Annotated in this window: 8 protein-coding genes and 1 tRNA gene; 6 read left to right on the forward strand and 3 right to left on the reverse strand. The window is 67.0% G+C overall.

Annotation, left to right across the window (positions count from 1 at the left end):
- The first annotated feature begins 61 nt into the window (after nt 1–61).
- Nucleotides 62–135, forward strand: a tRNA-Gly gene (locus tag ACXAG6_RS06680).
- A gap of 72 nt (nt 136–207) precedes the next feature.
- Here ACXAG6_RS06680 and ACXAG6_RS06685 read toward each other — a convergent pair.
- Nucleotides 208–1068: a glycoside hydrolase family 25 protein gene (locus ACXAG6_RS06685; protein WP_475336287.1), complete on the reverse strand. Its 861-nt coding sequence runs from the start codon at nt 1066–1068 to the stop codon at nt 208–210.
- 162 nt (nt 1069–1230) lie between these two features.
- Between ACXAG6_RS06685 and ACXAG6_RS06690 the strand changes: the two genes are divergently transcribed.
- Nucleotides 1231–3024, forward strand: coding sequence for an ABC transporter transmembrane domain-containing protein (locus ACXAG6_RS06690; protein ID WP_475336290.1), 1794 nt, complete (start codon nt 1231–1233; stop codon nt 3022–3024).
- 30 nt (nt 3025–3054) lie between these two features.
- Here ACXAG6_RS06690 and ACXAG6_RS06695 read toward each other — a convergent pair whose 3' ends face one another.
- Nucleotides 3055–3936, reverse strand: coding sequence for an EamA family transporter (locus ACXAG6_RS06695; RefSeq protein WP_475336292.1), 882 nt, complete (start codon nt 3934–3936; stop codon nt 3055–3057).
- Between the two features lie 67 nt (nt 3937–4003).
- Here ACXAG6_RS06695 and ACXAG6_RS06700 point away from each other — a divergent pair, with 67 nt between their 5' ends.
- Entirely contained in the window at nt 4004–4498 is a 495-nt protein-coding gene (locus tag ACXAG6_RS06700; protein ID WP_475336294.1) for an Lrp/AsnC family transcriptional regulator, read from the forward strand.
- A gap of 125 nt (nt 4499–4623) precedes the next feature.
- Entirely contained in the window at nt 4624–6501 is a 1878-nt protein-coding gene (locus tag ACXAG6_RS06705; protein WP_475336296.1) for an acyl-CoA synthetase, read from the forward strand.
- A 102-nt stretch (nt 6502–6603) separates the two neighbouring features.
- Here the strand turns inward: ACXAG6_RS06705 and ACXAG6_RS06710 are convergent, their stop codons facing one another.
- Entirely contained in the window at nt 6604–8064 is a 1461-nt protein-coding gene (locus tag ACXAG6_RS06710) for a type VI secretion system contractile sheath domain-containing protein (protein WP_475336299.1), read from the reverse strand.
- Nucleotides 8065–8310: 246 nt separating this feature from the next.
- Here ACXAG6_RS06710 and ACXAG6_RS06715 point away from each other — a divergent pair, with 246 nt between their 5' ends.
- Both ACXAG6_RS06715 and fdhF read left to right on the forward strand, forming a co-directional pair.
- Nucleotides 8311–9987, forward strand: a complete 1677-nt coding sequence (locus ACXAG6_RS06715; protein WP_475336301.1) for an NAD(P)H-dependent oxidoreductase subunit E — start codon at nt 8311–8313, stop codon at nt 9985–9987.
- Between the two features lie 262 nt (nt 9988–10249).
- On the forward strand, nt 10250–13042 hold the full coding sequence (fdhF, locus tag ACXAG6_RS06720) for a formate dehydrogenase subunit alpha (protein WP_475336304.1): 2793 nt from the start codon (nt 10250–10252) through the stop codon (nt 13040–13042).
- Nucleotides 13043–13252 lie beyond the last annotated feature (210 nt).

Here is a 13252-nt window from a genome sequence, read left to right on the forward strand (position 1 = left end):
AAGGGCGATCCTACTTGGCTTGACGATGCAAATCCCATGATTTAGACCCCGAGACTGCTGAGCGGGCGTTGTGTAGTGGTAAGACCTTAGCCTTCCAAGCTAATGACGCGGGTTCGATTCCCGCCGCCCGCTCCAAAAATTTCCTCAGTCGTTTTTGGCCATCCGCCCGGGCCACGCAGCCGCAGCGCGGCGCGCACCCCTCGTGATCTACTGCAACCGCCGCGCCAGCCAGCTGCGCCACTCGGCGCGCGAGCCTGCAAAGGCGTTCAGGTCTACCTTGCCCGCCACACCCGGCACCAGCCCGGTGCCGCTGTACTGCCAAAAGCTCCAGCGCTCCTCGGGGTAATGCTCGGAGGGGTGCGCCGTGACCGCCCGCAAGAAAAATTCGGTGCCCCGGAGCCGGCCAAGATCGTTGCGGCGGTAAAAGTCTGGCGTGGTGTAAACCACCGGCGCGGTGCCGTAATGCGCGGTGACGATGCGGGAGAACTCGCGGATGCTGGCACGCACCTCCTCTGCCGGCGGGCGCTTCTTGCAGGTGGGGGAGAGGTGATTCCACTCCATGTCCAGCATCGGCGGCAGGTCTCCCTTGCGGCGCGGCACGTTCTGAACGAACCACTCGGCCTGCGTCCGTGCATCGGTGCAGAAGTAATAAAAATGATAGCCCCCCACCGGCACGCCAGCGCGCCGCGCGCCATCGGCATTGAGCTGCCAGCCCGGGTCCAGATGGTCGCCGCCCTCCGTCGCCTTCAGCCATGCAAAGGAAACGCCCGCCTGCCGCGCCGGTGTCCAGTCAATCTCGCCCTGATAGCGGGCGGCGTCGATGCCATGCACCTGAAAGTTGGCAGGGGAGGGGCCAGACCACTCATGCGGGTCCAGATCACCAAAGCCACGCGGAATCCCCGGAGCGCGGCTGGCACTCACATGTGTCACTGTCGCGCGCTCGCCCTGCACCAGCGCGGGCACCGTTGCGCCCTCCGGCGCGTCGATCCGCCCGCTGCCACCGCCACAGCCCCACAGCAGCACCGCCGCCGTTGCCAGCCCAAGCCCGGTTTGCCATCTCATCGCCATTGCCGTTCTCCTGCCCCTGCCGCCGCTCTAAAGCGAGCCTAAGCCGATTTGCGCCGCGTTGCACATCACAGTTTCAACCTCGCGCGGGCGCTGCGCGGCAAGTTGCCCCTCTTGCCGCCCAGCCGCGCGCCCGTTACTCCCTTCGCCCGAAGAGGAGAGCCTATGGCGCGTGCCCCCCAGACCAACCCCGATGATCGCCCCGGCTCGCGCCGCGTTGGCGCGCTGCGTGCGCTCGCGCCGTTCTTCGCGCCCTACAAGCTCATGGCCCTCGCCGCGCTCGGTGCGCTGATCCTCACCGCCGGCGTCTCGCTGATCCTTCCCCTCGCCGCCCGCCGCGTGGTCGACAACTTCGGCACCGCCGATGTTGCCCTGCTCGATCGTTACTTCTTCGCCGCCATCGGCATCGCCGCCATCTTCGCGCTCGGCACCGCGCTGCGCTACTGGCTGGTCACACGGCTGGGCGAGCGCGTGGTGGCCGACATCCGCAAAGCCGTGTTCAACCGGATGATCGGCATGAGCCCGGCCTATTACGAAAAGCTGATGACCGGCGAGGTGCTCTCGCGCATCACCACCGATACCACGCTGATCCTCTCGGTGATCGGCTCCTCGGCCTCATGGTTTTTGCGGAATATCCTGCTCTTCGTCGGCGGGCTGATCCTGATGTTCTTCACCACGCCCAAGCTCTCGCTAATGGTGCTCGGCATCATCCCCGTGGTCATCATCCCCATCCTCGTGCTGGGCCGCCGCTTGCGCAGCCTCAGCCGCGAAAACCAGGACTGGATCGCCGCCTCCTCCGGCAACGCCTCCGAAGCCCTGCTGGCGGTGCAAACCGTGCAGGCCTTCACCCACGAGGCCCCCAGCCGCGAACAGTTCGGCGAGGTGACCGAGCAAAGCTTCACTTCCGCCAAAAGGCGCATCACCGTGCGCGCGGCAATGACCGCGATCATCATCTTCGTGGTGTTCTGCGGCATCCTCGGCGTGCTCTGGATCGGCGCGCGCGATGTGCGCGATGGCGTGATGACGGCGGGTGAGCTTGTGCAATTCGTCATCTACGCCGGCATCATGGCGGGCGCCGTGGCCGCGCTGTCTGAAATCTGGGGCGAGTTGCAACGCGCCGCCGGGGCGACCGAGCGGCTGATCGAGCTGCTGGTTGCCGAGGATTCGGTGGCAGATCCGGCAGAGCCGCTTGCGCTTGAGGGCCGTGCCCGCGGTGCCATCGGCTTCAGCGACGTAGTGTTCCACTATCCCACCCGCCCCGGCGAGGCCGCGCTCTCTGGCGTGTCCTTCACCGTGCAGCCGGGCGAAACCATCGCCCTCGTCGGCCCCTCCGGGGCAGGCAAATCCACGATCTTCCAGCTTCTGCTGCGCTTCTACGACCCGGCCTCCGGCGAAATCACCCTCGATGGCACCCGGCTCGACGCGGTCACGCGCGAGGCCCTGCGCGCCCAGCTCGCCCTCGTGCCGCAAGACCCGGTGATCTTCGCCGCCACCGTGACCGAAAACATCCTCTTCGGCTGCCCAGATGCCAGCCGCGCCGAGGTCGAGGCCGCCGCCAAGGCAGCCGCCGCGCACGAGTTCATCACCGAGCTGCCCGAGGGCTATGACACCTACGTCGGCGAGCGCGGCGCCATGCTCTCCGGCGGGCAAAAGCAACGCATCGCCATCGCCCGCGCCATCCTGCGTGACGCCCCCGTGCTGCTGCTCGACGAGGCCACATCGGCGCTCGATGCCGAAAGCGAGCAACTGGTCCAACAAGCCGTCGAGGCCCTCTCGGCAGAGCGCACGACGCTGATCGTTGCCCACCGCCTTGCGACCGTGAAAAAGGCCGACCGTATCCTTGTCTTCGAAAAAGGCCAGATCGTCGCCGAAGGCACCCACGACAGCCTCGTCGCCCAAGGCGGCCTCTACGCCCGTCTGGCCCGGCTCCAGTTCACCGAAGGGCTGGCGGCCGAGTAACTCCGCAGTCACGGCGCATCTGTCGTGCGGTCACCGCGCAGGCCGGTGCACCGCCACACCCGCAACCACCAGCGCCACGCCCAACAGCTCTTCCCACCCCGGAACCTGCGCCAGCACGAGAGCACCGATCACCGCAGCCATCGCGGGCAGGAGCGCCAGCATCAGCGCAAAGCTGGCCCTTGGCAGCCGCGCCATCGCAAGCTGGTCGCAGACGTAAGGGATGACCGAGGAGCAGAGGCCAACGCCCACGCCCGCGATCACCAGCCAGGGATCACCGAAAGCGCGGGTGGCCTGCAGCAATCCGATCGGCATTACGAAAACAGCGCCAAGGCACATGGCCGCGCCCAGCCGCTCGATCCCGCCCGCCGCGCCGCCCTCCGAGGCGCGGTGGCCCAGCACCACGTAAAGCATGAAGAGCCCGCCGTTCAGCACAGCCCAGCCCAGCCCCGCCAGCTCGGCCCGCCACCCCGGCGCTGCGCCAAAGAGCCCCGGCAGATCGAGCAGCAGCGCAACGCCCGCCACAGTCAGCCCCAGAGCGCCCCAGTTGCGCGCGCTGCGCAGTCCCCAGAGCGCGAGGCCGACAGTGCCAAGAAATTCGATTGCCGCTACCAGCGCCATCGGCACCCGTTCCAGCGCGAGGTAGAAGGCCGAGTTCATCACCGCCAACGTCGCCCCGAGACCCACCGTCAGCGCCAGCTCCCGCCCCCGCGCGCGCGCCAAAACGCGCCATGGGCGGATGACGGGGGCGAAGATCAGCGCGGCCGAGGTGATGCGGAACCACGCCACGCCCAGCACCCCGACGGCGGGGAAGAGTAGCACCGCAAAGGCGGGCCCAAGATAGTGGAACAGGGCCGACACGCCAAACCAGGCGTGGGGCGGAATGGAGGCGGGGGCTTGGCGTAAGGCTTTCATGGCGGCAGTATCGAAGGCAAATACCTTGCCGGATATGGTCGGTCAGAGATATTGGGGGGAGAGTTCCGTGGATTCATCGGTCAAAGTGGCCAACTATCGTCGTTTCGAAAGCTACACGCTTGATGCGGCCGACCGGGCGATTCTCCGGCTGCTGATGGAGGATGCCCGAATGCCACGTGCGCAACTCGCACGTCGGGTCGGCCTGTCGCCGCCCGCCGTGGCCGAACGGGTCCGCCGGATGGAGGAGGCCGGGGTGATCACCGGCTACCACGCCCATGTCGCGCCATCGCGCCTCGGCTTCGCGCTCACCCTGCTGATCCGCGCCCGCCCAGCACCCGGCCGGATGGAGGAGATGGTGCAGGCCATCGACGCCACGCCTCAGATCGTCCATTGCGAGCGGGTTTCGGGCGAGGATTGCTTCGTTGCCCGTGCCCATGTGCGCGACGTGTCCGAGATGGAAGCGGTGATCGACCGGCTTGTGCCCTTTGGCGCAACCCATAGCTCTGTGGTGCAATCGGCCCCCGTGGCCGATCGTGCCCGCGGCTTGCTCACTGCGCCCTAGCCCATTGCCGCCTCCCCGCAACCCCACGTCACATCCCTATCGCGCTTGATCCCAGCGCGGCTCTCGCTCACACTCGCCGCACTGGACGAGGCCGAAAACGGCCCGCCACGACGGGGAGGACGACCATGAGCTTTCAGAGCACCGCAGATCTGCGCGCGATCGAAAACCAGATGACCTGGGAAGAGCGGGGCATGCCCGCCACGATCTACGATTTCATCTCGGCCACCAAGGCCAAGCACGGCGCGCGCCCTGCGCTCAGCTACCAGATCTTCTCCGATCCCGGTGCCAAGGCCGAGACCCTCAGCTGGAACGAGCTGCACGCCAAAACCACGCAGGCCGCAAACCTCTTCCGGTCGCTGGGCGTTGGCCCCAACGACACCGTCGCCTACCTGCTGCCCAACGCCAATGAAACCGTGGTCACCCTGCTCGGCGGCGCGGTGGCGGGCATCGTCAACCCGATCAATCCGCTGCTGGAGCCCGATCACATCGCCGCCATCCTGCGCCAGACCGGTGCCAAGGTGCTGGTGACGATGAAGAGCTTCCCCAAGTCCGACGTGGCCCAGAAGGCGGCCGAGGCCGTGAAGGACGCGCCGAATGTCACCCATGTGCTCGAGGTCGACCTGCTGCGCTACGTCACCGGGCTGAAGAAGTTCATCATCCCCTTCATCCGCCCGAAGACGGCCACCACCCACCACGCCAAGGTGCTGGATTTCAATGCAGAGCTGGCCAAACAACCCGCCGACAAACTCACCTTCGACGACCCCAAGGAAGACCGCGTCGCCGCCTATTTCCACACCGGCGGCACCACCGGCATGCCCAAGGTGGCGCAGCACAAGGTCTCGGGCATGGTCTATAATGGCTGGATCGGGCACGAGCTGCTCTTCACCGAGCAGGATAACGTGCTCTGCCCGCTGCCGCTGTTCCACGTCTTCGCCTGCCACGTCATCTTCATGGCCGCCATCGCCAGCGGCATGCATGTCGTCTTCCCCACCCCTGCCGGCTATCGCGGCGACGGGGTGTTCGATAATTTCTGGAAATTGATCGAACGCTGGAAAATCAGCTTCATCATCACCGTGCCCACCGCGCTCTCGGCGCTGATGCAGCGGCCCGTCGATGCCGATGTCTCCACTGTCAAAACCGCCTTCTCCGGTTCCTCCCCGCTGCCTGTCGAGCTGTTCAACCGCTTCGAAAAGGCCACCGGCGTCGAGGTGGTCGAGGGCTACGGGCTGACCGAATGCACCTGCCTCGTGGCCTGCAACCCGCCCTCGGGCGAAAAGAAGATTGGCTCCGTCGGCCTGCCCTTTCCCTATACCGAGGTGAAAATCCTCTGTGACACGCCGGACGGCCCAACAGAATGCGGCACCGATGAAGTGGGCGAAATCTGCGTGTCCTCCCCCGGCGTGTTCCCGGGCTCGACCTATACCGAAGAGGACAAGAACCACAAACTCTTCCACCACGATGTCTATCTGCGCACCGGCGATTTGGGCCGGATCGACGAAGAGGGCTACCTCTGGATCACCGGCCGCGCCAAGGATCTCATCATCCGCGGCGGTCACAACATCGACCCGGCAGAAATCGAAGATGCACTGGCTGGCCATGAGGCGGTGGCCTTTGCCGGGGCCATCGGCCAGCCCGACGCCCACTCGGGCGAGCTGCCCTGTGCCTATGTCGAGCTGGTGAGCGGGGCCAATGTCACCGAACAAGAGCTGATCGACTTCGCAAACACCCGCATCCACGAGCGCGCCGCCTACCCGAAACACCTCGAAATCCTGCCTGAGCTGCCCAAGACAGCGGTGGGCAAGGTGTTCAAACCCGACCTGCGCAAAATGGCCATCACCCGCGTCTACAACGGCGCGCTTGAGGGCACCGGGGCCGAGGTGGCCGAGGTTGTGGAAGATAAAAAGCGCGGTCTGGTGGCCAAGCTGAAGAAAACCGGCGAGGCCGACGAAGCCAAGGTGGCCGAGGCCCTCGGCAGCTTCACCCGCCCGTGGGAATGGGCCTGAGCCTCAGCTTCGACAAAGCCCACTAGCCCGGCAGTCGGCGGGCTTCACCAATGGCCCACCCGCCCGAGGCAGACGCGATCCAATCGCGCGCCTCGCGGCGCATTACATGCTTTGTCTGCCGCCCGGCGGCACCTGTTGCGCCCGAAATGGCAGGGTGATCTCCAGCGGCAGCCGAGAGGCCCCGCCCTCCAACCTGTGCCCGGGCGTCATCACCAGCCGCGCCGTCGCGGGCGGCCCCGGATCAACCGCAAACTCCACCGCCTGCAACGGATGCCGCGCCATCTCTTCTGCCGTCATCTGCCCAATATCCGCCCGCACCTGCCCGGCAAACCACCCGCGCGCCCGCGCCTCGAACGCCTCCGGCGTTTCGCCCTCCGGCGCATCGGCGGCCATGCGCATGACATGCTGCGCATAGCGGGTGGCGCACAGCAGGTAGGGCAGGCGGGTTAAAAGCCGCTCGCCCGTGCTTTCCTCCCCGCCGCCCGGATCGGCCGCGAGGCTCTGCGCCCCGGCAAAGCACAGCCGCCACGTGCCCTTGCGGCGGAGCAGCGCGGTCAGGCCGAGCCGCGCCAACTGGCTCTCCTGCCGCTCGTCCACCTCCACCGCCATCGGCGGCATCGCCTCCGGGTCCACCCCGACCGGCTCCGGCACCCCCTCCACCGCACCGCCGCTCTCTATTCCGCGAATATCCGTCGCCCAGCCCGTTCGGGCCACCGAGCGGGCGATATTGGCCGCCATCGCCAGCGCCGGATTGCTCCAGCAGCCTAGGCCCTCCTCCTCGAAAGAGAAGGCCTCCACCGGCGCAGTGGCATTGCCCCACGGCAGGCGGGCGCGAATGCCGGGCAGGCAGAGGCAGAGATAGCGGCTCACCGGAGCGGCGCGCAGGGCACGCCAGCCGTTATGGGCGGGCCCGTCAAAGGCCTGTTCCAGCGCGGGAGGCAAGGTGCCCGCCTCTCCAAACAGCCGCATCGACGCGTCGGTCAGCACCGGCATCTGGCAGAGCGCCCCGATCCGGGCGAGTGCGGCGAGGCGCGGCACATCGGTGTGATCGAAGGCGCAATCCACAGCCAGCACCGCGAAGGGTGCCGCGCCGGGGTGGGCATAGATGTCATCATAGAGCCGGGCCTTCAGCGGCGATGCGGCCCATTGCTCGGACGCGCCCAGCATCTCATCGGGCCCCGCCGCATCCAGCACCTTCAGCACCACTTTGCCGCCCGGCGGGATCTGCCTTGCCAGCCCCTCCAACCCGCGCCACGCCGCCTCCAGCGCCCGCATCCTCGGATGGCCGATAATCGCATTCATCTGCGCCGAAAGCGTGGCGTCGATCTGCGCAATCATCGCCGTCAACGTCGCCTCCGGATCGCCAGAAACGCAGCCGGGCCGCCGCAGCGCCTCCACCGCGAAGCGCCCCAGAAGCCGATCAACCTCGGCTCCCCGCTCCTCCGCACTCTGGCGCGGCGGCACGCGCCCCCGGGTCAGCATGTCGGAAAATTCCGAAAGTTCAGCGGCCTCCGGCGCCCTCTGTCGCCTTCCCCCGAACATCCTGCGCAGCAATCCAAACATTGCACCCTCCACCCCTGCCAGCCTGCGCCCACCGCCCGCGCCAATCAACCCCACCGATACCATCGACTGCCTTGACCCCACCGCGCGCGCCATGCCCCCTCGCCACAGGTTTCCGGCCCACACCGCCTGTTTCCGATACGCCCGCCCGGCGTGACGTTTCCGCCGCCTTCTTGGTCGGGGGCGGTGTTTTGCCCGGAGCAGGACCGTGCGATAGAATGGGGCATAATAGCAGGAGAGCCAGCCGCGATGAACAAGGCCAGCAGAGAGTTTGCCCGCCGCGATGCCAGCCAGCCCAAAGGGCGGCAGGTTGAAGAGGCGGCGCTGGAGGAGGTGAGCCGCCTGCTGGGCGAGATGCCCCGCCGCCGCGACATGCTGATCGAAGCGCTGCACCTGATACAGGACGGCTGCGGCCACCTCTCGGCGGCCAACCTCGCCGCGCTGGCCGACATGTTCCGCCTCGCGCAGGCCGAGGTCTACGAGGTTGCCACCTTCTACCACCACTTCGACGTGGTGAAGGAGGGCGAACCCGCCCCCGCGCCGGTCACCATCCGCGTCTGCGAGTCGCTCACCTGTTCGCTCGCCGGCTCTGCCAAGCTGATCGAAACCCTGCGCGCCAGCACCGACCCGGAGCGCATCCGCATCCAGCCCGTGCCCTGCATCGGCGCCTGTGATCGTGCCCCCGCCGGGCAGGTCGGCAAACGCGCCGTCGATCATGCCAAGCCAGACAATCTGATCGAAGCCGCCACCGGCCCGCTCGACCCGGTGATCCCCGATTACGAGGGGCTGGAGGCCTACCGCGAGGGCGGCGGCTATGCTGTTTATGAAAAGGTCAGGGCAGGGGAGATCACCCCCGATGCCGCCATCGACACCATGTCGGATGCAGGCCTGCGCGGCCTCGGCGGCGCGGGCTTCCCGGCGGGCCGCAAATGGGGCTTCGTGCGCGGCTACGAAGGCCCCCGCCTGATGACGGTGAACGGTGACGAGGGCGAGCCCGGCACCTTCAAGGACCGTTGGTGGCTGGAGCGCCAGCCGCACCGCATGCTGGAGGGCGCGCTGATCGCCGCCCATGTCGTCGGCTGCGACCGCATCTACATCTACATGCGCGACGAATACCCGGCGGTGCTGGCGATCCTCAAAGCCGAGGTCGAGGCGCTGGAGCACGCGGGCTTCGCCCATGTGCCTATCGAAATCCGGCGTGGGGCAGGGGCCTACATCTGCGGTGAAGAGAGCGCGATGATCGAAAGCATCGAAGGCAAGCGCGGCCTCCCCCGCCACCGCCCACCCTACATCGCCGAGGTCGGCCTCTTTGGCCGCCCCACGCTCAACCACAATGTCGAAACCCTCAGCTGGGTACCCGACATTCTCGCCCACGGCGCGGCATGGTTCGCCGATCAGGGCTATGGCCAAGACAACAACGGGCTGCGCAGCTACTCCGTCTCGGGCCGCGTCGCCAATCCGGGCGTCAAACTCGCCCCCGCCGGCATCCCCCTGCAAGAGTTGATCGACGTGCACTGCGGCGGCATGGCCCCCGGCCACACCCTCAAGGCCTTCCTCCCCGGCGGCGCCTCGGGCGGCATCTTCCCCGCCTCAGAGGCCCACCGCCCGCTCGACTTCGGAGAATTCGAGAAAGACGGCGGCTTCATGGGCTCCCACGCCGTGATGATCCTCTCTCAGGAGGACTCCGCCAAGGAGGCCGTGCTCAATCTCACCCATTTCTTCGAGCATGAAAGCTGTGGCCAATGCACCCCCTGCCGCTCGGGCACCGCCAAGGCGGCGGCAATCCTCTCGGGCGATGAACCCTCCGAGGACCTCCTGAACGACCTCATCACCGTGATGACAGACAGTTCCATCTGCGGCCTCGGCCAAGCGGCAGGCAACCCCATCCGCCACCTCATCCGCTACTTCCCGGAGGAGCTGGCATGAGCCCCCGTAGGGTGGGCAATCTGCCCACCACCCGCTCCTCACAAACGCACCCCAAGCCGGGCGCGCGCCTGCCCGTGGGGTGGCGCTGCAACGGTGTCACCGTGGCACTTTATGGTTCAGCGGTCATCTTCCCTCCAAGGTCATCCCAAGCATCACCAAAGCACCAGCCCGCCGGGACGGGCAGGCGCTCGCCCGGCGCCTTCGGCTTGATTCCGGGCGTGGCCCTCCCCTTCCAGAACACGCTCCAACTGGAGACCCCCCGATGAAAGACCTCCCCGCCTCCGTCACCTTCCTGCTCGACGGCAAGGAAGTCACCGCCTCCCCCCACGAGACCATCTGGCAGGTCGCCAAGCGGGAGGGCACCGCCATCCCGCACCTGTGCTACAAGGACGACCCCGAGTATCGCTCCGATGGCAACTGCCGCGCCTGCATGGTCGAGATCGAGGGCGAGCGCACCCTTGCCGCCTCCTGCAAGCGCCGCGTCTCCGAGGGCCTCAAGGTCCAAACCGGCACCGAACGGGTCAAGACCAACCGCCGCCTCGTCTTCGACCTGCTCGCCTCCGACATGCCCTCGCGCGACACCTCGCCAGACCCGGACGCCCGCTTCTGGCACCAGGCCGAACTCGCGGGCCTCTCCGAAACCCACTTCCCCTCAACCCGCCCCGGCGCGAAATCCGAAATCCCGGTCGACTCCATCTTCCGCGACGCCTCCCACCCCTCCATCGCCGTCAACCTTGATGCCTGCATCTCCTGCACCCTCTGCGAGCGCGCCTGCCGCGACGTGCAGGTGAACGACGTGATCGGCATGGCCTCCCGCGGCACCGGCAACCTGCCGGTCTTCGACCAGGCCGACCCGATGGGCCTCTCCTCCTGCGTGGCCTGCGGCGAATGCGTCCAGGCCTGCCCCACCGGCGCGCTGATGGAAAAGACCCTGCTGAACCCGGAGGCCACCAAGCGCACCGAATACGCCGAGAAGAAGGTTGAAAGCGTCTGCCCCTTCTGCGGCGTCGGCTGCCAGACCGAACTCAGCGTGAAAGAGGGAAAGATCATCCAGGTCGAGGGCCGCAAAGGCCCGGCCAACCGGGGCAAGCTCTGCATCAAGGGCCGCTTCGGCTATGACTATGTGCTCTCCCCCGAGCGCCTCACAAAGCCGCTGATCCGCCGCGACGACGCCCCCAAAGACGCCCACGCCAAGCTCTCTACCGACCGCATTGCGGAAGTCTTCCGCGAGGCCACATGGGAAGAGGCGCTGGAGCGCGCTTCAGGCGGCCTCAAAACCATCATCGACCGGGATGGCGGCCACGCCCTCGCAGGCTTCGGCTCCGCGAAAGGCACCAATGAAGAGGCCTACCTCTTCCAAAAGCTCGTCCGGCAAGGCTTCGGCACCAACAACGTCGATCATTGCACCCGCCTGTGCCACGCCTCCTCCGTGGCCGCGTTGATGGAGGGCGTCGGCTCCGGCGCCGTCTCCGCCCCCTTCACCGATGCCGAGAAATCCGACTGCATCATCATCATCGGCGCGCGGCCCGAGCAAAACCACCCCGTCGCCGCGACCTACTTCAAACAGGCCGCCAAAAACGGCGCGACCCTCATCGTGATGGACCCGCGCAAGCAGGGCCTGATGCGCCACGCCACCCATTCCGTGGTGTTCGAGCCGGGCCGCGACGTGGCCCTGCTGAACGCGATGATCCACACCATCATCGACGAGGGGCTGACCGACGCGCAATACATCCAGGCCAACACCTCCGGCTTCGAGGCGCTGAAGGAAAAGGTCAAAGGCTTCACCCCCGAAGAGATGGCCCCGATCTGCGGCGTCCCCGCCGATGAGATCAAGGCCATCGCCCGCGCCTTCGGCAAGGCCGAACGCGGCATCATCTTCTGGGGCATGGGCATCTCCCAGCACGTCCACGGCACCGACAATTCCCGCTGCCTCATCGCGCTCTCGCTCATCACCGGCCACGTCGGCCGCCCCGGCACCGGGCTGCACCCGCTCAGGGGGCAAAACAACGTGCAGGGCGCCTCCGACGCGGGCCTCATCCCCATGTTCTACCCCGATTACAAATCGGTGGAGAGCGCTGATCTCATTGATAAATACGAGGATGCCTGGGGCCGCCCGCTCGATCACGTGCGCGGCCTTACCGTGGTCGAGATCATGCACGCCATCCACGACGGCAAGATCAAGGGCATGTATGTGCAGGGCGAAAACCCGGCCATGTCCGACCCAGACCAGCACCACGCCCGCGCGGCGCTGGCCAGCCTCGAACACCTCATCGTGCAGGATATCTTCTTCACCGAAACCGCATGGCACGCCGATGTCATCCTCCCCGCCTCCTCGCAGGCCGAGAAACTGGGCACCTACACCAACTCCAACCGTCAGGTGCAGCTTGGCTGCCCGGTGCTCGACCCGCCCGGCGAAGCCCGGCAGGATTGGGAGCTGATCCGCGATGTCGCCAACGGCATCGGCTGCGGCTGGTCCTACACCGATGTGCCCGAGGTCTACGCCGAAATGGCCGCCCTCATGCCCTCGCTCGCCAATATCAGCTGGGAGCGGATCGAGGCCGAAGGCTCCGTCACCTACCCGGCGGCGGCAGAGGACGAGCCGGGGCAGGAGGTCATCTTCACCGAGGGCTTCCCAACCGAAGACGGCCGCGCCCGCATCGTGCCAACCGACCTCGTGCCCCCCGACGAGCTACCCGATGACGAGTTCCCCCTGGTGCTAACGACAGGCCGAATGCTCGAGCACTGGCACACAGGCGCGATGACCCGCACCAGCCACGCGCTCAACGCACAGGAGCCGGAGCCCGTGGTGTCGATGCACCCGCGCGACATCGGCCGCATGGGCTTCACCCGCGGCCAGCAGGTGACGGTCGAAACCCGCCGCGGCGATATCACCCTCACGCTCCGCGCCGACCGCGACGTAACCCAAGGCATGCTCTTCATCCCCTTCTGCTTCCGCGACGCACCGGCCAACTTCCTCACGAACCCCCAACTCGACCCCTTCGGCAAGATCCCCGAGTTCAAGTTCGCCGCCGCCCGCATCCGCGCCGCCACCTGACCCTGCACGCAACGCCCCAATGAGAGGCGCCCGCCTCAGGGGAAAGGCGGGCGCTGTCGGCAAGGCCGCGGTGCGGAAGGGAGTTCCGACATCTTCTACCCTAGCGGTATCGCCCGCCCCACTAAACTCACCGCTTTTGGGGAGGTCATCACCCCGCAACCCGCTCTTGGCCCGTCACCATTCGCATCGGCGGCCAAGCCCATGCGCTAC

The organism is Vannielia sp. ABF1_015 (assembly GCF_056160745.1).

Coding starts and splice junctions, on each gene's coding strand:
- ACXAG6_RS06685 (WP_475336287.1), bottom strand. CDS start 1,068: ATGGCGATGAGATGGCAAACCGGGCTTGGGCTGGCAACGGCGGCGGTG.
- ACXAG6_RS06690 (WP_475336290.1), top strand. CDS start 1,231: ATGGCGCGTGCCCCCCAGACCAACCCCGATGATCGCCCCGGCTCGCGC.
- ACXAG6_RS06695 (WP_475336292.1), bottom strand. CDS start 3,936: ATGAAAGCCTTACGCCAAGCCCCCGCCTCCATTCCGCCCCACGCCTGG.
- ACXAG6_RS06705 (WP_475336296.1), top strand. CDS start 4,624: ATGAGCTTTCAGAGCACCGCAGATCTGCGCGCGATCGAAAACCAGATG.
- ACXAG6_RS06710 (WP_475336299.1), bottom strand. CDS start 8,064: ATGTTTGGATTGCTGCGCAGGATGTTCGGGGGAAGGCGACAGAGGGCG.
- ACXAG6_RS06715 (WP_475336301.1), top strand. CDS start 8,311: ATGAACAAGGCCAGCAGAGAGTTTGCCCGCCGCGATGCCAGCCAGCCC.
- fdhF (WP_475336304.1), top strand. CDS start 10,250: ATGAAAGACCTCCCCGCCTCCGTCACCTTCCTGCTCGACGGCAAGGAA.